The sequence below is a fragment of the Mycolicibacterium chitae genome (assembly GCF_900637205.1).
GTDB classification, from domain to species: Bacteria; Actinomycetota; Actinomycetes; order Mycobacteriales; family Mycobacteriaceae; genus Mycobacterium; species Mycobacterium chitae.
The window spans coordinates 1,049,109-1,068,526 of sequence record NZ_LR134355.1; the positions used below are offsets into that span (position 1 = coordinate 1,049,109).

Consider the following 19,418-nt stretch of genomic DNA (forward strand, 5'->3'; position numbering starts at 1 on the left):
CTGCTATCCGGGCGGTATCTCCCGTAGCTACTACGGCAGGACCGGCCCCGGTCCTGATGCCGCTGCGCCCGCTGACAACACCTCCGCGGGGCCGCGTGGGTCGAGGAGCGCCACGTGAGTGATTCACCGAAGGCTCAGTCGGACAACTCGTCGGAAGGCCTGCGGACCTATGTCCTGGACACCTCCGTCCTGCTTTCCGACCCTTGGGCGGCCACCCGGTTCGCCGAGCACGAGGTTGTCGTACCGCTGGTCGTGATCAGCGAGCTCGAGGCCAAGCGGCACCATCACGAACTCGGTTGGTTCGCGCGTCAGGCGCTGCGTATGTTCGATGATCTCCGACTGGAGCACGGGCGCCTCGACCAACCGATTCCCGTTGGGACGCAGGGTGGTTCGCTGCATGTCGAGCTGAATCACAGCGATCCGAACGTGCTGCCGGCGGGGTTCCGGACCGACACCAACGACGCCCGCATCCTGACCTGCGCGGCGAACCTGGCCGCCGAGGGCAAACGGGTCACGCTGGTCAGCAAGGACATCCCGCTGCGGGTCAAGGCCGGCGCCGTCGGCCTGGCCGCCGACGAGTACCGCGCCCAGGACGTCATCACCTCGGGCTGGACCGGGATGACCGAGCTCGACGTGGTGCCCGAGGACGTCGACACCCTGTTCGCCGACGGCGAGCTGGACCTCGAACAGGCGCGAGACCTGCCCTGCCACACCGGGATTCGGCTGCTCGGCGGTACCTCGCACGCGCTGGGCCGGGTCAACGCCGACAAGCGCGTGCAACTGGTGCGCGGCGACCGCGAGGTGTTCGGGCTGCGGGGCCGCTCCGCCGAACAGCGCGTCGCGCTGGATCTGCTGCTGGACGAGTCGGTGGGCATCGTGTCGCTCGGCGGCAAGGCCGGCACCGGCAAGTCGGCGCTGGCCCTGTGCGCCGGCCTGGAGGCCGTGCTGGAGCGCCGCACCCAGCGCAAGGTCGTGGTCTTCCGCCCGCTGTATGCCGTCGGCGGCCAGGATCTGGGCTACCTGCCCGGTAGCGAGAGCGAGAAGATGGGCCCGTGGGCGCAGGCCGTCTTCGACACCCTCGAAGGCCTGGCCAGCCCGGCCGTCCTCGAGGAGGTGCTGGCCCGCGGCATGCTGGAGGTGCTGCCGCTGACCCACATCCGCGGCCGCTCGCTGCACGACTCGTTCGTCATCGTCGACGAGGCGCAGTCGCTGGAGCGCAACGTGCTGCTGACCGTGCTGTCGCGATTGGGGACCGGCTCGCGGGTGGTGCTCACCCACGACGTGGCGCAGCGCGACAACCTGCGGGTGGGTCGTCACGACGGGGTCGCCGCGGTCATCGAGAAGCTCAAGGGGCATCCGCTGTTCGCGCACATCACCCTGCTGCGCAGCGAGCGCTCGCCGATCGCCGCGCTGGTCACCGAGATGCTCGAGGAGATCACCCCGAGCGCGCTGTCCTGAGGGATTTCGGCGTGATTTCCCACGCTCAGCATGGGAAATCACGCCGAAATCGCGCGCCGGGTGGGGATGATTAGCCGCCATGCACTCGACCATCGCGATCACCCTGACGGTCATGGTGTTCGGCTACGCCGTGATGTCGGCGATCGTGCACCGGTGGTACGTCGCGCCCGCCCTGATCTTCGTCGCGGCGGGAATGCTGCTGGGGCCGTCGGGCCTCGGGGTCCTGCCCGAGAGCGAGGACGCCGACACCTTTACCGTGCTGGCGCAGCTGGCGCTGACCGTCATCCTGTTCAACCACGCCGTCGCCGTGGTGACCGGCGGCTTGCGTGGGCGCATCACCGGTCGGCTGCTGCTGATCGGCATCCCGCTGACGCTGATCCTGGGCACCGTCACCGCGCTGCTTCTGCTGCCGGTGCTGCCGCTGTGGGAGGCGGTCTGCCTGGCCGCGATCCTGGCGCCCACCGAGGTCGCGCTGATCGAGGCGCTGTTGGAGGACCGCCGGATCCCCGAGCAGGTTCGGCATGCGCTGTCGGTGGAATCCGGGCTGTACGACGGGTTCGCCCTGGCGACGCTGCTCGCGGCCATCGCGGTGGCCTCCGGCAGCGCCGAGGACGAGAGCGCGACGGCGTGGGTGCTGTTCGCGGTGCGCACCGAGTTGCTGTCGGTGGCGGTGGGCGCGGGCGTCGGGCTGTTGGGCTCGATGGTCATCGTGTACTCGGTGCGGCGGCACTGGATGAGCAAGACCTGGGCGCAGTTGGCGACGCTGGCCGTGGCGCTGCTGTGCTTCCAGGTGGGGGAGACCCTGCACGCCAGCGGCTTCGTGGCGGCGTTCGTGGGCGGGCTGGTGTACGCGGTGGTCAGCCGGCGCGCGGGGCAGGTGCTGCCCACCCAGGTCACCGATGCGACGGGAAAACTGCTCGAACTGCTGGTCTTCGCACTGTTCGGCGCCTACCTGCTGGTGTCCGGTTGGCGCGACGCCACCTGGCAGGTGGTGCTGTTCGCGGTGCTGGCGTTGGTGGTGGTGCGGATGGCCGCGGTGGCGGCGGCGCTGTGGGGCACCGAGGCGCCGCTGCGCAGCCGGTTGTTCATCGGTTGGTTCGGGCCGCGCGGGATCGGCAGCCTGGTGCTGGCGATGATCGTGCTGGGCCGCGGCGAACTCGAACACAGCGATCTGTTGGTTCAGGTCACGGTGGTCGCGGTGAGCATCAGCCTGGTGCTGAGCAGCGTGACCGTGCCGTGCGGGATCCGGCTGGTGTCGGTCGATCGGCTTGTCCGGTCTGGCCCCTGACCACGACGGCGACATAGTAGATTCAACGCCCATGAGGAAGTCAGTGGTGGCGATGTTCGTGGGCGGCAGCGCGGTGGCCGCGGCAATCGCGGTGGCGCCGGTGGCGCAGGCCGATCAGTTGGGCTACGTCATCAACGTGACGTTGGGCCCCGGCTACAACTTCCCGAACGCGGAGGCCGCCCTGGACTACGGCTACATGCTGTGCGACCGGATCGCCGCCGGCGACAGCTACCCGGCGATGGCCGAGCAGATCAAGCGCGACTTCGGCCCCGACGAGTACAAGGTGTCCTACCTGCTGAGCCAGTCCGCGCAGGAACTGTGCCCGGCGCAGACCTGGCAGCTGCGCCAGTCGGTCGGCGACGGATACCGCCCCGCGCCCTAGTCCGGCGAGGCCCGGCGGATGCGCCACGGGCCGGGCAGAAATGCCACCGAGATCGCCGAAATGACCGATACGGCAATCAGATAGGCCGCGATCGAGTCGCTGGTCTCGGTGGCCGAATACAGCGCCACCGCGATGGTCGGCGCGAACGCCGAGCCCAGCACCTGCGAGAGCGTGTAGCCCACCGAGACCGCGCTGTAGCGGACGTCGGCGTCGAACACCAGGCTGAACAGTGATCCGGTGACGCCGGCCGCGGGCGCCATCGCCAGCCCGAACACCAGCACCAGGGCCGCCAGGAACAGTGCCGCGTTGCCGGTGTTGATCAGCGCGAAGGTCGGGAAGACCGCGGCGCCCATCGCCACCACGCCGCCGAAGAATACCGGCTTGCGGCCCACCCGGTCCGACAGTGCGCCGAACAGCGGATAGGTCAGCACCGCGACCACCCCGGCGACGAACACGCCGAACAGCGCCTCGGTGCGTCCGATCCCGGCGACCGTCGTCCCGTAGGACACCAGGTACGCCACGCAGATGTAGGCGAACACACCCTGGGACAGGTAGGCGCCGGCCACCAGCAGGATCTGCCGCCAGTGCTTGCGGAACGCCTCGGCCACCGGGATCCGGACGGTGGCGGCGCGCTCGCGCACCGCGGCGAAGTCCGGGCTCTCGGCCAGCGACAGCCGGATCACTAGGCCGATGATGATCAGCACGGCGCTGGCCAGGAACGGGATCCGCCAACCCCAGGACAGGAACTGCGCGTCGGGCAACTGCGCGACGGTGAAGAACGCCAGGGTGGCCAGCGCGGTCCCGGCCGGTGCGCCCATCTGCGGGAAGGCCCCGAAGAAACCCTTGCGCGACGCCGGCGCGTGCTCGACGGCCATCAGGGTGGCCCCGCCCCACTCGCCGCCCACCGCGAAGCCCTGCAGCAGCCGCAGCACGGTCAGCAGAATCGGTGCGGCCACACCGATCTGGGCGTAGCTGGGCAGCAGACCCATGGCGACGGTGGAGCCGCCCATGAGCAGCAGCGAGTACACCAGCATCCGCTTGCGGCCCACCCGATCGCCGAAGTGGCCGAACACGATCCCGCCGAGCGGCCGCGCCACGAAGCCGACGCCGAAGGTCGCGAAGGACAGCAGCACGCCGACCGACGGCTCGGCCTCCGGGAAGAACAGCTTCGGGAACACCAGCGCGGCGGCGGTTCCGTAGATCAGGAAGTCGTAGAACTCGACCGTCGTGCCGACGAAACTCGCGATCGCCGCCCGCCACGGAGAAAGCTTCATCGTCGTCATGATCTTGGCGTGATCACCGTCGATCAGCGTGGGAGATCACGCCGAAATCACCGAGTGTCAGTCGCGGACCTTCGCCATGGCCAGCACGTCGAGGCGACGGTCCAGCTCCTCCTCGGACAGCTTGTCGCCGATCAGCCCGCGGTCGATCACGGTCTGGCGGATGGTCTTCTTCTCGGCCAACGCCTGCTTGGCGACCTTGGCGGCCTCCTCGTAGCCGATCGCGGAGTTCAGCGGCGTCACGATCGACGGCGAGGATTCGGCCAGGGTGCGCAGGCGCTCCTCGTCGGCTTCGAGGCCGTCGATGCACTTGCCGGCGAACAACTTCGACGAGTTGGCCAGCAGCGTGAAGGACTCCAGCACGTTGCGGGCCATCATCGGGATGTAGACGTTGAGCTCGAAGGCGCCGTTGCCGCCGCCCCAGGTGACCGCGGCGTCGTTGCCGATCACCTGCGCGGCGACCTGCGTGATGGCCTCGGGGATCACCGGGTTGACCTTGCCGGGCATGATCGAGCTGCCGGGCTGCAGGTCGGGCAGGTGCAGCTCGCCCAGGCCGGTCAGCGGGCCCGAACCCATCCAGCGGATGTCGTTGGCGATCTTGGTCAGCGAGACCGCGATCGTCTTCAGCGCGCCGGAGGCCTCGACCAGCCCGTCGCGGGCCGCCTGGGCCTCGAAGGAATCCAGCGCCGGGCGCAATTCGGTGACGCCGGTCTTGGTCACCAGCACCTCGACCACCTTGGGGCCGAAGCCGTCCGGCGCGTTGAGGCCGGTGCCGACGGCGGTGCCGCCGATGGCCAGTTCACCGAGGCGGGGCAGCGTGGCCTGTACTCGCTCGATGCCGGCCTGGATCTGCCGGGCGTAGCCGCCGAACTCCTGGCCCAGGGTCACCGGCACGGCGTCCATCAGGTGGGTGCGGCCGGACTTGACCGTGGTGCGCCACTGCTTGGCCTTGGCGTCGAGCGAGGAGTGCAGCACCTCCAGCGCCGGAATCAGGTCCCGCACCGCGGCTTCGGTGGCCGCGATGTGGGTGGCCGTCGGGAAGGTGTCGTTCGACGACTGCGACATGTTGACGTCGTCGTTGGGGTGCACCGTCACGCCATTGGCCGCGCAGATCGAGGCGATGACCTCGTTGGTGTTCATGTTCGAGCTGGTGCCCGAGCCGGTCTGGAAGACGTCGATGGGGAACTGGTCGTCGTGGCGACCGTCGGCGATCTCGGCCGCGGCGGCGATGATCGCGTCGGCCTTGGCGCCATCGAGCAGCCCGAGGTCCTTGTTCACCTGCGCGCAGGCGCCCTTGAGCAGTCCGAGCGCGCGGATCTGGGTGCGCTCGAGGCCGCGGCCGGAGATCGGGAAGTTCTCCACGGCCCGCTGCGTCTGGGCCCGCCACAAGGCGTTTACCGGCACCCGGACTTCGCCCATGGTGTCGTGTTCGATGCGGTACTCGGCGGCGTCGCTGGTCATGGGAGCCCTTCGGTCGTGAATTGGATGGTTACGGAAGCGATCTACGGCAGCGGGTAGGCCGCGGTCTTGTCCCCGGTGAAGTTCACCGCGGAGTATTCGTTGAGCTTGGACAGCCGGTGGTAGGCCTCGATCATGCGCACGGTGCCGGACTTGGACCGCATGACGATCGAGTGGGTGGTGCAGCCGCCGCCGAAGAACCGGACGCCCTTGAGCAGGTCGCCGTCGGTGACGCCGGTGGCGCAGAAGAAGACGTTCTCGCCGGACACCAGGTCCTTGGTGCTCAGCACGCGGTCCAGGTCGTGGCCGCGGTCCAGGGCGCGCTGGCGCTCCTCGTCGTCGGTGGGGGCCAGGGTGGCCTGGATCTCGCCGCCCATACAGCGGATGGCCGCGGCGGTGATGATGCCCTCGGGGGTGCCGCCGATGCCGACCAGCAGGTCGGTGCCGGACTCCGGCCGGCACGCCGAGATGGCGCCGGCCACGTCGCCGTCGGAGATCAGCCGGATGCGCGCGCCGGCCTCGCGGACGTCGGCCATCAGCTTCGCGTGCCGCGGCCGGTCCAGGATGCAGACGGTGATGTCGGAGACCGAGGCCTTGCGGACCTTGGCGATGCGCTGGATGTTCGCCGCGATGGGCGAGGTGATATCGATGAACTCGGCCACGTCCGGGCCGGCGGCGATCTTGTTCATGTAGAACACCGCCGACGGGTCGAACATGGCGCCGCGCTCGGCCACCGCCAGCACGGAGATGGCGTTCGGCATGCCCTTGCTCATCAGGGTGGTGCCGTCGATGGGGTCGACGGCGAAGTCGCAGTCGGGCCCGTCGCCGTTGCCGACCTCCTCGCCGTTGTAGAGCATCGGGGCGTTGTCCTTCTCGCCCTCGCCGATGACCACGACGCCGCGCATCGACACGGAGTTGACCAGTTCGCGCATGGCGTCGACGGCCGCGCCGTCACCGCCTTCCTTGTCGCCGCGTCCCACCCAGCGGCCGGCGGCCATGGCCCCGGCCTCGGTGACCCGCACCAATTCCAGGGCGAGGTTGCGGTCGGGAGCCTCGCGGCGCTTGGGCTGGGCTGATGTGGCGGCACCGTCAGTCATGTGCGTGATTGTCCCAGAAGAGGGTCTGCGATTGGGAGCTGGGATACTGGTGGGGTGACTACCCCAGGACCAGAGCCGACCGAGGCCGCCGATTCGGCGACCCCGCAGCCGCCGGCGGCCGGTGGACCAGGGGTTCCGCACCCGAAGGAGGCCAAACCGCGGGTGCTGCAGGACGGCCGGGACATGTTCTGGTCGATGGCGCCGCTGATTGTCGCCTGCATCGTGCTGGCAGGGCTGCTCGGCATGTGTTCGTTCCAGGCCAGCGGGCCCACGATGGGCAACATCCCCAGCTATGACGCGGTCGGCGCGCTGCAGGCCGACGCCGAGACCATGGCCTTCCCGATCCGGCTTCCCGCCGTCCCCGAGGATTGGCAGTCCAACTCCGGGCGCCGCGGCGGCCTCGAGGCCGCCCGCACCGACCCGGACACCGGCGCCCAGGTGCGCGCGCTGGTGTCCACCGTCGGCTACATCACCGGTGCCGGGCACTACCTGAGCCTGAGCCAGAGCGACGCCGACGAGGCCCGGCTGGTCGCCTCGATCCAGCCCGACGTGGTCCCGACGGGCACGGTCGACGTCGACGGGTTGACCTGGGTGGTCTACGACGGCGGCGAGCGCGACGAGCCGGTGTGGACGGCGCTGCTGCCGGCCCCGCAGGGCCAGACGCAGCTGGCGATCACCGGTGCCGGCACTGTTGACGAGTTCCGTACGCTGGCCAGGGCGACGCAGTCGCAGGCGCCGCTGGTCCCGCGGGCCTGAGCCGAGCAGTACCCGCCGAGAGGAGCACCGTGAGCGCAGCACCGGAGGCAGATCTCAGCGGGTGGACCTGTGAACCCTTCACCGGCGGCGGGCTCAGCTACGACGTCTACCGCAAGGGCGAGGGCCCCGGCGTGGTGCTCATCCCGGAGATGCCGGGGCTGCATCCGGGCGTGCTGGCCCTGGGAAATCACCTGGTGGACAACGGCTTCACGATCGCGGCGCCGTCGCTGTACGGCACCCCCGGCGCGGCAATCGGACCGGGCACGGTGGTCACGCTGCTGAAGGGCTGCGTGGTCAAGGAATTCGCCGCGTTCGCCACCAACAAGAAGCGCCCGATCAGCGACTTCCTGCGGGCGCTGGCGCGCGATCTCAACGACAAGACTCCCGGCAAGGGCGTCGGCGTCATCGGCCAGTGCTTCTCCGGCGGGTTCGCGTTGGCCGCCGCCGTCGACGACGCGGTGCTGGCACCGGTGCTGAGTCAGCCGTCGCTGCCGCTGCCGTTGACCCCCAAGCAGCGCCGCGACCCGGGGGTTTCCGAGGACGAGTTGCGGATCGTGGAGAAGCGGGCCGCCGAAGAGGGCCTGTGTGCCCTGGGCCTGCGCTTCAGCGAGGACCCGATGTCGCCGGGCGCGCGGTTCCAGACGCTCAAGGCGCGCCTGGGTGACGCCTTCGAGGTCATCGAGATCAATTCCGCCCCGGGCAATCCCACCGGGCTGAGCCGGATGGCGCATTCGGTGCTCACCGATCAGGTGCGCGAGCGCGACGGCCACCCCGCCTACGAGGCGCGCCGGCGGACCGTGGAGTTCCTCAAGAATCGGCTGACGCCGTAGCCGGTGCCGGTGTGGCCGTCGCCGTGCGGCCGAACGGCCACCAGCGTTTCCAGAACGGTTCCTTGCGTTCGGCCTCGTCGTCCTCGTCGTCATCCGACTCGTCCAGTGGGGCGCCCTTGTAGACGGCCAGGTACACGCTGATGGTGGTGACGATGACGATCATCAGCACCGGGCCGAGCACGATGCCGACGAAACCGAACATCTTCAGCCCGGCGAAGACCGACAGCAACATCAGTGCCGGGTGCAGGTGCGCGCTCTTGGGGACCAGGAACGGGCGCAGCACGTTGTCGATGTTGGTGACCACCACCAGGTGGAACACGACGACGAAGATGCCGCCGACGACGTTGCCGAACAACGCCATGCCGATGCCCAGCGGGATGGTCACGATGCCGGCGCCCAGCGGGATGAACGACAGCGCGCTCAAGAAGATGACGAACATGAAGAAGCCGTCGTGCAGACCGGCGATGTACAGCGAGATCGCGGCCGCGACACCCTGACACACGGCGATGATGAACTGCCCTCGCACGGTGGCGGTGACCATGGCTCCGACCTTGGCCAGGTAGATGTTCGACACGTCCGGCCCCAGCGGATTGAGATCGCGGAACAGCGCGAGCACCTTCTCGCCGTTGGTGAGCAACGCCAGGAACACGTACAGGAAGATGATGGCCGAGGTGATGACCATCGCGATGCTGCCCACCGAGTCCCGGGCGACGCCCAGCGCCATCTCACCGACGTTCTGACCGATCCGGGTGATTGTGCCCTGCACCGATTCCGGGGTCAGTTCGATATTCATGAACGGCACCTTGGCCAATATCTCGTTGGCGGTGTCCAGCAGCCGCTTGCCCAACTCGGTGAGGTCGGTGTTCGCCATCCAGTGGCTGATGCCGTTGACCATCTGACCGATCTGCACCACCGCGAGGAAGACGATGCCGCTCAACGGTGCCGCGACGATGGCGATCGCCGCCAACAGGGTGGCCGTCGCGGACAGGCCCACGCTGTAGCGGGCCCGCAGCCGGGAGTAGATGGGCCGGAACAGATACGCCAGCACCGCAGCCATCGCGATCAGCACCAGGTAGCTGCGCAGGAAATAGGCGCCGAACGCCAGCGCGATGACCGTCAGGACGGCCAGGACGCGCTTCTGCGTCAGCGTGAACTCGTTGAGCATCGGCTGTGATCCTATGCGGAAATCGTTACTGCGCAGCGAGCTTTGCGATGTGGGCGGCGATGTCGGGATAACGCTTGAGGTGTGCGCCGCCGTTGATGTCAAGGACCTCACCGGTGATCCAGGACGCTTTGGGGGAGACCAAGAACGCCACCGCGTCCGCGATGTCCTGCGGGGTGCCGGTGCGGCCCAGCGCGGTGTTCTCGGTGTACTCCTCGACGACCCCGGGAACCAGCGCGGCGCCCTCGGTCAGCGGGGTGTGCACGAAACCGGGGGCCACGGCGTTGACCCGGATGCCCCGCGGGCCCAGTTCCAGCGCCGCGACCTCGGTGAGCATCGCCAGGCCGGCCTTGGCCGCGCAGTAGGCGCTCATCCCGATCGCGGGCTGGCGGGCGTTCAGCGACGCCAGCGACACGATCACCCCGCCGGCCGACATCCGTGGTGCGGCGTGTTTGAGGACGATGAAGCCGCCGGTGAGGCACACGTCGACGACCTCGCGGAACTGCTCGACGGCCAGATCGGCGATCACCCCGAATCCGGAGAAGCCCGCGCAGTTGATCACGGCGTCCGGCGGTGCCGCGGTGGCGAACAGGTGCTGCACCGAGGCTTCGTCGGTGACCTCGACCGGTGCCGCGGTGTGCGGGTCGCCGAGTTCGGCGGCGCGCTGCCGGGCGGCGTCGAGGTTGCGGTCGGCGAGCGTGACGACATGGCCGTCGGCGGCCAGCGTCTGTGCGGTGGCCCAACCGATTCCGGAGGCGGCACCGATGACGACGGCGTGTGCGGGGTTGCTCACAGGTGCTCCGGACTCGGGTCGCCCCATTTGGCTGCGATGGCCCCCCACGGGTCGGCATAGGGCCCCTCGGCCCGGTAGTAGGGCGCGCGCCGCTGGAGGATCGCGTGCGCCAGCGGCGCAGCCAGCCGCAGCAGCGGCCGCTTCCACCCCGTCCGTTCGGCGGTCTCGATCAACAGGTCAGGCCACGAATGATGTTGGAAGCCAAGAGCTTCCTGGGACCGCGTGGTGTCCATCCAGTCGGTGGCGAACCAGTCGGTATCGCTGTTCGGGTTGCCCTTGAGGCCGACGGGCAGGCCGCCGACCAGCCCCATGGCCGCGGCCACCGCCGAACCGACATCGCCCTGCAGCAGGCGGTGAGAATCGTCGCCGCCGATCAGCAACGTCTCGCCGAGGACGGGGGCGGTGGTCGCCGCCGCGAAGGCCCGCGCGACATCGCGGACATCGACCGTGCTCAGCCGGTTGTCGGTGGGCAGCAGACCTTCGAAGTACATGTTGTCGAAGTTCATCAGCCCGGCGACCTCGACGGTCATCACGCCGCCGAGACGCAGGATCACCCAGTCCAGTTCGGCCGCGCGCACCAGTCGCTCCGACGCCAGCTTGTGCGCGCCGTAGAGATCCGACGGGTTGGGCGGGGTGTCCGAGGTCAGCAGGTCGGTGATTCTGTGCGGGTTGCGGGCGCCGTAGACCGCGATGCTGGAGGCCTGCACGAACCGCGGGGGTGTTGCTTGTTTGGCCGCCGCGGCCAGTAGGTGGCCGGTTGCGTCGACGTTGACCTTGCGCGCCAGCTCCCGGCGGGCGTAGATCAGCGGCGGGATGACGGCGGCCAGGTGGATGACGGCCTCGGGGGCGACGTTGCTGATCAGGTTGTCGACGGCGGCCGGGTCGGTGAGGTCGGCGTAGCGCACCTCCACGCCCGACGGCAGCTTGGCCGCGGCCTCCCGGTTGGCCGGGATGTCCAGGTCGCTGGCGACGACTTTCCGCCCGTCGGCGGCCAACTGCCGCACCGTTGCGGATCCGACCAGGCCGAACGCCCCGGTGACAAGGACCGTCATGGATTGCCTCCCCCTCGTTGGCTGACATAGAACACGTTGCAGGAATCATTGCCTACCGGCAACGCCTACGCCAGGGTGGCGGGGTCGGTGTCGTCGCGGCGGAGGCACCGGAATCCGATATGGCTCATCCCGGTATCGATCATCTGGGGGCGCCGCGCCGCGGGGCGGTAGCGCAGGCAGTAGCTGTCGGCGCACAGGAACGATCCGCCCTTGATCACCTTGCGGGGGACCTTGAACTGCGGCTGGTTCGGGTCGTAACTGTCTGCGGCGCAGCAGGAGTGGCTGTCGCGGTCACCCGTGTACCAGTCGGTGGTCCATTCCCACACGTTGCCGGCCATGTCGAACAGGCCGTAGTCGTTGGGGGCGAAGCTGCCCACCGGTGCGGCCTGCCCGTAGCCGGTCTCGGGCAGATAGGGAAATTCGCCGTGCCAGTAGTTGGCCAGCCGCTGGCCGGGGCGTTCGGGTTCGTCGCCCCAGGTGTAGACGGCCCCGGGTCGGCCGCCGCGGGCCGCGACTTCCCATTCGGTCTCGGTGGGCAGGTCCAGGCCGGCCCAGGCGGCGTAGGCCGCGGCGTCCTCGAAGGCGATGTGCACGACGGGGTGGTTCTCGCGGCCGCGCAACCCCGAACGCGGGCCGCGGGGGTGGTTCCAGCAGGCGCCCGGGGTCCAGGCCCACCATTGCTGAAGGTGGCGAAGGTCGACAGGCCCCGGCGTGCGGTGGAACACCATCGACCCGGGTTGCAGGTTCTCCGGCGGCGCACCCGGATAGTCCTCGGGGTTCAGTGGGCGCTCGGCGACGGTGAGATGGCCGGTCGCTGCGACGAATTCGGCGAACTCGGCGTTCGTCACCTGATTGCGCTGCATCCAGAAGCCGGCTGTCGTGATGGCGCGGGCCGGCGCCTCCTCGGGATAGTGCTGGTCGGAGCCCACGACGGTGGTCTGCGGCGGGATCCACACCAGTTCTTCGCCGAGACCGACGTATTGCCGGAAGCTACTCGCACTTTCCGGCGCAAAGGTGGGTTTGGGCGTCTCGGGGGCGGGGTCAGGGGAAGACACGGGACCAGTCGTCACGCATGCTCGCTAGAGTCCAGCCCTGCGCGGCAGCCCGCTCCAGTGCTTCTTCGGCCCCTGTGGCGTAGGCGAATTCGCGCTCGGCGTCGTCGTGGGCCACCAGCAGGGCCATCGAGGGCGCGGCGCCACCGCGGGTGTAGTCCAGCATGGCGATGTCGCCGTTGGAGTTACCGGCGGCGAAGATCGGGCGGCGGCCGACCCGGCCCCAGATGCGCACCGGCTTCACCGGCCCGTCGTCGAGGAACTCCGGACGGTTGCTGGTGCGCAGCTGCCCGTCGGTGAAGTCCAGGCCGACCGAACTGCCGATCACCCGCTCCGGCGGGATGCCGTACATCCGCTGCGTCACCGGGCGCATGAAGTCGCGGCCACCGCCGGAGGCGATGTAGTTGGTGAACCCGTTGCCTTCGAGGAAACGCAGCAGCTCGATCATCGGCGCGTAGCCACAGTCGGTGTAGGCCCGGCCCAGGCTGGGATGCTGCGCGTCGGTGAAGAACGCCGCGACGCGCTGGGCGTGTTCTTCCACGGTCAACCCCTGATAGGCCGAAAAAATCGCGGCAGCAAGTGTTTTGAGATCCGTGTCGTCGCCGTTGTAGTGCTTGGTCACGGCGTCGCCGAACCAGGCCAAATCGCCGCCGGCGGCCGCCCGGTACGGCGTCTGCGCCGCCAGTTCCGGATCGGCCGCGGCCTGCTCGGCGAGCCGACGGACCAGGAAATCCAGCTGGATGTAGGCCGGTTTCTCACACCACAGCGTGCCGTCGTTGTCGAACACCGCGACCCGGTCCTCGGGCGCCACGAAGCCCCGGCCGCCCGGGGTGGTCACCGCGCTCACGAACTCGACGATCGCCGACTTCGCGGGACCGTCGACCCAGCTTGGCAGCATCTAGTCGGCCGCCAGGAACGAATGCAACTTCTGCACCGCGTGATTGATGGTGAACGACGCCGCCTCCTGCCGCGGCGGGAATTCCTTGAAGGTCTCGAGGAACTGCGTGACGATCCCGCTGCCGTAGAAGGCGATGAAGTCGTGGTCGAGCCACCAGTCGAAGTAGGTGTTCGAGGTGATGTCCGCGCGCTCGTAGGGATCGGTCCGCAGGTTGAAGATCTTCGGTGCGCGCAGCGGGGTGAACGGCTCCATCCAGATTTGCAGGGTGCCCGCGCAGCGCTGCTCGGCGAACACCACCTTCCAGTTGTGAAAGCGGAACCCGAGCACGTCGCAGTCGTCGGAGAAATAGATGAACCCCTTGCGCGGGCTCTGGTCCACCTCGCCGGTGAGGTAGGGCAGCAGATTGAACGCGTCGAGGTGGACCTTGAACTCCCTGTCCTCGCCCCGAAGCGGGATCTTGTGGCCCTTCTTCAACTTCTCGGCGATGTCCGGTTCGCCGGCGGCGGCCAGGAAGGTGGGGAACCAGTCGTGGTGCTGGACAATCTCGTTGGAGACCACTCCCGCGGGAATCTTGCCTGGCCAGCGGACCACCTCCGGGATGCGGAAGGCGCCCTCCCAGTTGGTGTTCTTTTCGCTGCGAAACGGCGTGGTGGCCGCGTCCGGCCAGGTGTTGGCGTGCGGGCCGTTGTCGGTGGAGTAGACGACGATGGTGTCCTCGGCGATGTCCAGTTCGTCGAGCAGATCGAGCAGTTTCCCGACGTGCTTGTCGTGGTCGACCATCGAGTCGTGGTACGGCGACTGCCAGACGCCGGCCTGTCCGAGCGACTCCGGTTTGGTGTGCGTGCGCAGGTGCATGTGGGTGGTGTTCATCCACACGAAGAACGGGGTGTCCGCCTGCACCTGGCGCCGGATGAAGTCGACGCACGCGTCGGTGGTGTCGTCGTCGATGGTCTCCATCCGTTTCTTGGTCAACGGGCCGGTGTCCTCGATGCGCTGCCGGCCGATGGGGCCGTACTTCGGGTCGTCGGGCTCGTCGGAGACCTCGTCGGTGGCCCAGGAATGGATGACACCGCGCGGCCGCTGCATCTCGGCCAGCACCGGGAACTGCTCCTTCTTGGGATAGTCCGGCAGCTCCGGTTCCTCCTCCACGTTGAGGTGGTAGAGATTGCCGAAGAACTCGTCGAAGCCGTGCGCGGTCGGCAGGTACTTGTTCAGATCGCCCAGGTGGTTCTTGCCGAACTGTCCGGTCGCATAACCCAACGGCTTGAGGCATTCGGCGATCGTCGGATCCTCCGGTTGCAGACCGACGTCGGCGCCGGGGAAACCCACCTTGCTCAGCCCGGTGCGGTAGACGCTCTGGCCGGTGATGAACGAGGCGCGCCCGGCGGTGCAACTCTGTTCACCGTAGGCGTCGGTGAACAGCATGCCCTCCTTGGCTATCCGGTCGATGTTGGGCGTCTGATAGCCCATCAGCCCCATGCTGTAACAGCTGAGGTTGGAGATACCGATGTCGTCGCCCCAGATCACCAGGATGTTGGGTTTTCCCTCAGGCATGGTCGGGCCTCGCCTCCGCAGACGGTGTGCAGTCGATTCGTAGACGACGCTAGTCCCGTCGGGGAAGCGATCTGGCGGAAATCAGCTGTGCATTTGGTGAATTCCCCGCATCAGCGGGCGGCGGCCGCCACGGGTGCGGCCTGCCCAGCCTTCATCGTCTCGAACAGCTCCACGTAGTAGGGCAGGCATTCGGCCAGCGCCTGCTCGGTGGTGAACAACGGGCGATAGCCGAGGTCGCGGCGGGCCTTCTCGATGGAGAAGTAGTTGTCCAGGTAAAGCCGTTCCACCGCAAGGGGTTCCAGCAGCGGCGCCGGCAGGCCGAACTTGAAGTGCAGCCGTTGCCAGCCCGTCATCACCGCGCGCACCAACCGGCCGGAGACGCGGAACCGGGGCCAGTGCTGCCCGCACGCCTCGACCACGGGCCGGGAGAACTCAAACATGTTGACGGGGTCGTCGTCGTTGATGAAGTAGGCCTGTCCCGGCGCCGTCCCGCCGGGAACGAGGTGTTCGGCGGCCAGCACGAAACCGTGAATCAGGTTGTGCACGTAGGAGTTGTCCAACTTGGCGTTCTTGTTGCCGATCAGCACCTTGACGTGGCCGGCCAGTACGCTCTCGAACACCTTGCGGAACATCGTCTGATCGCCGCGGCCCCAGATGCCGCTGGGCCGGATCGAACACGTCAGCAGGTCCTCGACGCCGTTCTGCTCCAGCACGTAGCGCTCGGCGACCACCTTGGTCTCGGTGTAGAGATCGTTGAAACGTTCGGTGTAGGGCAGGGTTTCGTCGCCGCGGGAGATCACCTGGCCGCCCATCACCACGCTGTTGGAGGCGGTGTACACGAACCGCCGGACTCCGGCGGCGCGGGCCGCGTGCAGCAGATTCTTGGTGCCGTCGACGTTGACGGCGTAGCTGCGCTGCCGGTACTCCTGGGTGACCGAGGCGCCGCCCATCAGGTCGATGATCGCGGCGGTGTGGAAGATCGTGTCGATGCCGTCGACCACCCGCGCGATGTCCCCGGCATCGGTGAGGTCGCCGACGACGGTCTCGAGCCGTTCGTGGGCCGGCAGCGGCGACGGGACGCGGTCGAAGGAGCGGACGCTCAGTCCGCGCTCGAGCAGCGCGGTCACCAGGTTGGCGCCGAGGAAGCCGGAGCCGCCGGTGACCAGGATGCGGCCGAGGTCGGTGGTCAACGTTGCATCACCCATGACCGAGAAGCGTAACTGAAACGTGTTCCAGTTACGACCCCCTGGCGAAGATTCGCGGGTCTAACCCTGGTCCGAATCGTCGTCGGCGGCCAGAGCCTTTTCGATCCGCTCGCGCGCGCCGGCTAAGTGTTCCTCGCAGCGTTTGGCCAGCTTCTCGCCGCGTTCCCACAGTCTCAGCGACTCGTCGAGGTCCAGGCCGCCCTGCTCGAGGGCCTGCACCACGTCGATCAATTCGTCGCGGCAGTCCTCGTAGCCGAGCTCACTAAGAGCTCTAGTGTCGTCACTCTCAGTCACGTGCCTCTCCTTGACTCACAGCCGTCACGGCGCCGTCGGCGACGCGGATTCGCAACTCGGTCCCGGCGGGGGCGTCGGCGACCGAACGCAGTACCTGCGTCCCGGCCTGCACCACCGCGTAACCGCGGGCCAGCGTCGCGGCCGGGCCCAGCGTGGACAACCGGGCGCTCAGATGCTCGATCCGATCCGATTCCCCGGCGACCAGGCGGGTGACGTCCTTGCGGATGGTGCGGCGGGCCCGGTGCACCTCGTCGGCGCGGTCGCGGAGCATGCGCAGCGGGTCGGCCAGCACCGGCCGGCTGCGCAGCTGCGCGAGGTGGCGTTCCTCGCGGCCCACCCAGCTGCGCAGCGCCCGGGCACTGCGCCGGCGCAGATCGTCGACCAGGGCCTGTTCGGCGGCGGTGTCGGGGACGATGCGCTTGGCGGCGTCGGTCGGGGTGGCGGCGCGCAGGTCGGCGACCAGGTCGCACAGCGGATTGTCCGGTTCGTGGCCCACGGCGCTGACCACCGGGGTGGTGCACGCCGCGATCGCGCGGCACAGCGTCTCGTCGGAGAACGGCAGCAGATCCTCGACGCTGCCGCCCCCGCGGGCCAGCACGATGACGTCGACCTCCGGGGCGCGGTCCAGCGCCGCGAGGGCCTCCACGATCTGCGCCACCGCGGTGGGTCCCTGCACCGCGGTGTTGCGGATCGCGAACCGCACCGCGGGCCAGCGCCGCGTCGCCACCGTGGTCACGTCGTGTTCGGCGGCGCTCGCACGGCCGGTGATCAAGCCGATCGTGTTAGGCAGGAACGGCAAGGGACGCTTGAGCCGCGGATGGAACAGGCCCTCGGCCTCGAGCAGCCGACGCAGCCGCTCGATGCGGGCCAGCAGCTCACCGATGCCGACGGCCCGGATCTCGTGGACCCGCAGCGAGAACGTGCCGCGGCCGGTGTAGAAGTTGGGCTTGCCGAGCACCAGCACCTGGGCGCCCTCGGTCAGCCGCACCGGCGCGTCGAGCACCAGGTTCCGCGGGCAGGTCAGCGACAGCGACATGTCCGCGGCGGGATCCCGCAGGGTGATGAACACCGTCGACGAACTCGACCGCAGGTTCAGCTGGGCGATCTGCCCCTCGACCCACACCATGCCGAGCTTGTCGATCCAGCCCGCCACCCGCACGGCGACCGCCCGTACCGGGTAGGGGTTCTCCGGTGCCTGACCCTGCGCCGGATCGCTCACTTGGCGCTGGCGCGGGTGATTCTGTTGGCCAGCAGGGTCTGGAACGGCGCGCGGGCCTTGGTGGCCTCCTCGAAGGCCAGCAGCTCGGAGAGCTCGTCGACCGACAGCGACTGCAGCCGCGCGCGCAGCTGCGCGAGCGTCAGCGACGCGTAATCGATGCGCGAGGCGACGTCGGGCGCGCTCACGTCGGCGCCCGCGGACTGGCCGTTGGGGCTCGACGCCGCGGCCTCGGGGGCCTCGTCGGTGGAGTACAGCGCGAACCGGCCCTCGGTCATCCGCTCGCCGGAGTCCGTCGACCCTCGCGGGGCTGCGTCGGGGGAGTCGTCCTCGTCCTCGTCGAAGGTGGCCCACTCCGGCTGCTCATCCTTGGGCGGGAACAGCGTCTCGAGGGTGGAGTCGCCCTTGATCACCAGGTCAGCGAGATCCTGCTGCACCTTCATCACCAGGTGAGCGAATTGACTGGCCAGACTCATCGGCGACATCAGGATGGTCTGCGGCAATTTCCGGGTCTCCTCCACGGCGGTCGCCGCGACCCCAACGAGCAACCGGACGCCATACGGTGCACTAGACATGAGAGCCAGACTACTTCCGGCTCCAGCATTGGCTTGTTGTTGCCCGGGGTAAGTAGGCTGGTGTCATGTCAGCAACGGTCAATATGGGCATTCCCGGTGCCACCAGCACGGTGGTGGCACCCGTGCGCGGAAAGCGCGTCCTGTTGGCCGAACCCCGCGGCTACTGCGCCGGCGTGGATCGGGCCGTCGAAACCGTGGAGCGCGCCCTGGAAAAGCATGGCGCCCCCGTCTACGTCCGGCACGAGATCGTGCACAACGTGCACGTCGTGGAGACCCTGGCCAAGGCCGGGGCGATCTTCGTCGACGAGACCGACCAGGTGCCCGTCGGATCGATCGTGGTGTTCTCCGCCCACGGTGTGGCCCCGACGGTGCACGCCAACGCCGCCGAACGCGACCTCAAGGTCATCGACGCCACCTGCCCGCTGGTCACAAAGGTGCACAACGAGGCCAAGCGCTTCGCCCGCGACGACTACGACATCCTGCTGATCGGCCACGAGGGGCACGAGGAAGTTATCGGCACCGCCGGTGAGGCACCCGATCACGTGCAGCTGGTCGACGGCCCGGAGTCGGTGGACAAGGTCGTCGTCCGCGACGAGGACAAGGTCATCTGGCTGTCGCAGACCACCCTGTCGGTCGACGAGACCATGGAGACCGTGCAGCGCCTGCGCGAGCGGTTCCCCAAGCTGCAGGACCCGCCGAGCGACGACATCTGCTACGCGACGCAGAACCGCCAGGTCGCGGTCAAGGCGATGGCCCCGGAATGCGAGCTGGTGATCGTGGTCGGCTCGCGGAACTCGTCGAACTCCGTGCGTCTCGTCGAGGTCGCGCTCAACGCCGGTTCGGACACCGCCCACCTGGTCGACTACGCCGAGGACATCGACCCGGCCTGGCTCGACGGCGTCACCACCGTCGGCGTCACCTCCGGCGCCTCGGTGCCCGAGATCCTGGTGCGCGGCGTGCTCGAGCGGCTCGCCGAGTACGGCTACGGCACCGTACAGTCGGTGACCACCGCCAACGAGACCCTGGTGTTCGCGCTGCCCCGGGAGATCCGCCCGGCCCGACGCTGAG

Annotated in this window: 19 protein-coding genes; 6 read left to right on the forward strand and 13 right to left on the reverse strand. The window is 68.7% G+C overall.

What is annotated here, in order from left to right:
* Window positions 1-114: 114 nt before the first annotated feature.
* The 3 genes from phoH2 to EL338_RS05085 all read left to right on the forward strand — a co-directional run bounded on the left by phoH2 (window position 115) and on the right by EL338_RS05085 (window position 3,128).
* Window positions 115-1,458, forward strand: coding sequence for an RNA 5'-3' helicase PhoH2 (phoH2, locus tag EL338_RS05075; protein WP_126332730.1), 1,344 nt, complete (start codon window positions 115-117; stop codon window positions 1,456-1,458).
* 79 nt (window positions 1,459-1,537) lie between these two features.
* On the forward strand, window positions 1,538-2,746 hold the full coding sequence (locus EL338_RS05080; RefSeq protein ID WP_126332731.1) for a cation:proton antiporter domain-containing protein: 1,209 nt from the start codon (window positions 1,538-1,540) through the stop codon (window positions 2,744-2,746).
* Between the two features lie 31 nt (window positions 2,747-2,777).
* Window positions 2,778-3,128 carry a DUF732 domain-containing protein gene (locus EL338_RS05085; protein WP_126332732.1) on the forward strand — a complete coding sequence of 117 codons (351 nt, stop codon included), beginning with the start codon at window positions 2,778-2,780 and terminating at the stop codon, window positions 3,126-3,128.
* Here the strand turns inward: EL338_RS05085 and EL338_RS05090 are convergent.
* The 3 genes from EL338_RS05090 to glpX are packed head-to-tail and all read right to left on the reverse strand — an operon-like array spanning window position 3,125 to window position 6,963.
* Window positions 3,125-4,411 carry an MFS transporter gene (locus tag EL338_RS05090; protein WP_126332733.1) on the reverse strand — a complete coding sequence of 429 codons (1,287 nt, stop codon included), beginning with the start codon at window positions 4,409-4,411 and terminating at the stop codon, window positions 3,125-3,127. The two genes, EL338_RS05085 and EL338_RS05090, sit on opposite strands and share 4 nt — an antisense overlap.
* Before the next feature lie 57 nt (window positions 4,412-4,468).
* A complete protein-coding gene (locus tag EL338_RS05095) occupies window positions 4,469-5,869 on the reverse strand; it encodes a class II fumarate hydratase (protein ID WP_126332734.1) in 1,401 nt (466 codons plus the stop codon).
* A 41-nt stretch (window positions 5,870-5,910) separates the two neighbouring features.
* Window positions 5,911-6,963 (reverse strand): class II fructose-bisphosphatase, encoded by a 1,053-nt coding sequence (gene glpX, locus EL338_RS05100; RefSeq protein ID WP_126332735.1) that lies wholly within the window; start codon window positions 6,961-6,963, stop codon window positions 5,911-5,913.
* 54 nt (window positions 6,964-7,017) lie between these two features.
* Between glpX and EL338_RS05105 the strand changes: the two genes are divergently transcribed.
* Both EL338_RS05105 and EL338_RS05110 read left to right on the forward strand, forming a co-directional pair.
* On the forward strand, window positions 7,018-7,719 hold the full coding sequence (locus tag EL338_RS05105; RefSeq protein ID WP_372939660.1) for a DUF4245 domain-containing protein: 702 nt from the start codon (window positions 7,018-7,020) through the stop codon (window positions 7,717-7,719).
* A gap of 29 nt (window positions 7,720-7,748) precedes the next feature.
* Window positions 7,749-8,549: a dienelactone hydrolase family protein gene (locus EL338_RS05110; protein ID WP_126332737.1), complete on the forward strand. Its 801-nt coding sequence runs from the start codon at window positions 7,749-7,751 to the stop codon at window positions 8,547-8,549.
* Here EL338_RS05110 and EL338_RS05115 read toward each other — a convergent pair.
* The 10 genes from EL338_RS05115 to EL338_RS05160 all read right to left on the reverse strand — a co-directional run bounded on the left by EL338_RS05115 (window position 8,527) and on the right by EL338_RS05160 (window position 18,350).
* Complete coding sequence (locus tag EL338_RS05115) at window positions 8,527-9,714, reverse strand: AI-2E family transporter (RefSeq protein ID WP_126332738.1); 1,188 nt, start codon at window positions 9,712-9,714, stop codon at window positions 8,527-8,529. The genes EL338_RS05110 and EL338_RS05115 overlap by 23 nt on opposite strands.
* Window positions 9,715-9,739: 25 nt before the next feature.
* Window positions 9,740-10,504, reverse strand: coding sequence for an SDR family NAD(P)-dependent oxidoreductase (locus EL338_RS05120; protein WP_235666377.1), 765 nt, complete (start codon window positions 10,502-10,504; stop codon window positions 9,740-9,742).
* A complete protein-coding gene (locus tag EL338_RS05125) occupies window positions 10,501-11,556 on the reverse strand; it encodes an NAD-dependent epimerase/dehydratase family protein (protein WP_126332740.1) in 1,056 nt (351 codons plus the stop codon). Before EL338_RS05125 ends, EL338_RS05120 begins: the two co-directional genes overlap by 4 nt.
* A gap of 65 nt (window positions 11,557-11,621) precedes the next feature.
* The gene (locus EL338_RS05130; RefSeq protein ID WP_126336685.1) at window positions 11,622-12,515 is read right to left on the reverse strand and encodes a formylglycine-generating enzyme family protein; all 894 of its coding nucleotides are present in this window, start codon (window positions 12,513-12,515) and stop codon (window positions 11,622-11,624) included.
* Between the two features lie 82 nt (window positions 12,516-12,597).
* Window positions 12,598-13,506, reverse strand: a complete 909-nt coding sequence (locus tag EL338_RS05135; RefSeq protein WP_126332741.1) for an HAD family hydrolase — start codon at window positions 13,504-13,506, stop codon at window positions 12,598-12,600.
* Window positions 13,507-15,060 (reverse strand): arylsulfatase, encoded by a 1,554-nt coding sequence (locus EL338_RS05140; RefSeq protein WP_126332742.1) that lies wholly within the window; start codon window positions 15,058-15,060, stop codon window positions 13,507-13,509.
* A 110-nt stretch (window positions 15,061-15,170) separates the two neighbouring features.
* Entirely contained in the window at window positions 15,171-16,265 is a 1,095-nt protein-coding gene (locus EL338_RS05145) for a 3-beta-hydroxysteroid dehydrogenase (RefSeq protein WP_126332743.1), read from the reverse strand.
* Between the two features lie 60 nt (window positions 16,266-16,325).
* Window positions 16,326-16,559 (reverse strand): exodeoxyribonuclease VII small subunit, encoded by a 234-nt coding sequence (locus EL338_RS05150; protein WP_126332744.1) that lies wholly within the window; start codon window positions 16,557-16,559, stop codon window positions 16,326-16,328.
* A complete protein-coding gene (gene xseA / locus EL338_RS05155) occupies window positions 16,552-17,778 on the reverse strand; it encodes an exodeoxyribonuclease VII large subunit (protein WP_126332745.1) in 1,227 nt (408 codons plus the stop codon). The genes EL338_RS05150 and xseA overlap by 8 nt, the downstream gene beginning before the upstream one ends.
* Complete coding sequence (locus tag EL338_RS05160) at window positions 17,775-18,350, reverse strand: lipid droplet-associated protein (protein WP_126332746.1); 576 nt, start codon at window positions 18,348-18,350, stop codon at window positions 17,775-17,777. Before EL338_RS05160 ends, xseA begins: the two co-directional genes overlap by 4 nt.
* A 65-nt stretch (window positions 18,351-18,415) precedes the next feature.
* On the opposite strand from EL338_RS05160, the gene EL338_RS05165 reads away from it, so the two are divergent.
* Window positions 18,416-19,417: a 4-hydroxy-3-methylbut-2-enyl diphosphate reductase gene (locus tag EL338_RS05165; RefSeq protein WP_126332747.1), complete on the forward strand. Its 1,002-nt coding sequence runs from the start codon at window positions 18,416-18,418 to the stop codon at window positions 19,415-19,417.
* Window position 19,418 lies beyond the last annotated feature (1 nt).

Excerpts from the sequence above, each read along its gene's own strand:
- EL338_RS05080 (WP_126332731.1), top strand. The coding sequence starts at position 1,538 with ATGCACTCGACCATCGCGATCACCCTGACGGTCATGGTGTTCGGCTAC.
- EL338_RS05085 (WP_126332732.1), top strand. The coding sequence starts at position 2,778 with ATGAGGAAGTCAGTGGTGGCGATGTTCGTGGGCGGCAGCGCGGTGGCC.
- EL338_RS05090 (WP_126332733.1), bottom strand. The coding sequence starts at position 4,411 with ATGACGACGATGAAGCTTTCTCCGTGGCGGGCGGCGATCGCGAGTTTC.
- EL338_RS05095 (WP_126332734.1), bottom strand. The coding sequence starts at position 5,869 with ATGACCAGCGACGCCGCCGAGTACCGCATCGAACACGACACCATGGGC.
- glpX (WP_126332735.1), bottom strand. The coding sequence starts at position 6,963 with ATGACTGACGGTGCCGCCACATCAGCCCAGCCCAAGCGCCGCGAGGCT.
- EL338_RS05115 (WP_126332738.1), bottom strand. The coding sequence starts at position 9,714 with ATGCTCAACGAGTTCACGCTGACGCAGAAGCGCGTCCTGGCCGTCCTG.
- EL338_RS05125 (WP_126332740.1), bottom strand. The coding sequence starts at position 11,556 with ATGACGGTCCTTGTCACCGGGGCGTTCGGCCTGGTCGGATCCGCAACG.
- EL338_RS05135 (WP_126332741.1), bottom strand. The coding sequence starts at position 13,506 with ATGCTGCCAAGCTGGGTCGACGGTCCCGCGAAGTCGGCGATCGTCGAG.
- EL338_RS05140 (WP_126332742.1), bottom strand. The coding sequence starts at position 15,060 with ATGCCTGAGGGAAAACCCAACATCCTGGTGATCTGGGGCGACGACATC.
- EL338_RS05145 (WP_126332743.1), bottom strand. The coding sequence starts at position 16,265 with ATGGGTGATGCAACGTTGACCACCGACCTCGGCCGCATCCTGGTCACC.
- EL338_RS05160 (WP_126332746.1), bottom strand. The coding sequence starts at position 18,350 with ATGTCTAGTGCACCGTATGGCGTCCGGTTGCTCGTTGGGGTCGCGGCG.
- EL338_RS05165 (WP_126332747.1), top strand. The coding sequence starts at position 18,416 with ATGTCAGCAACGGTCAATATGGGCATTCCCGGTGCCACCAGCACGGTG.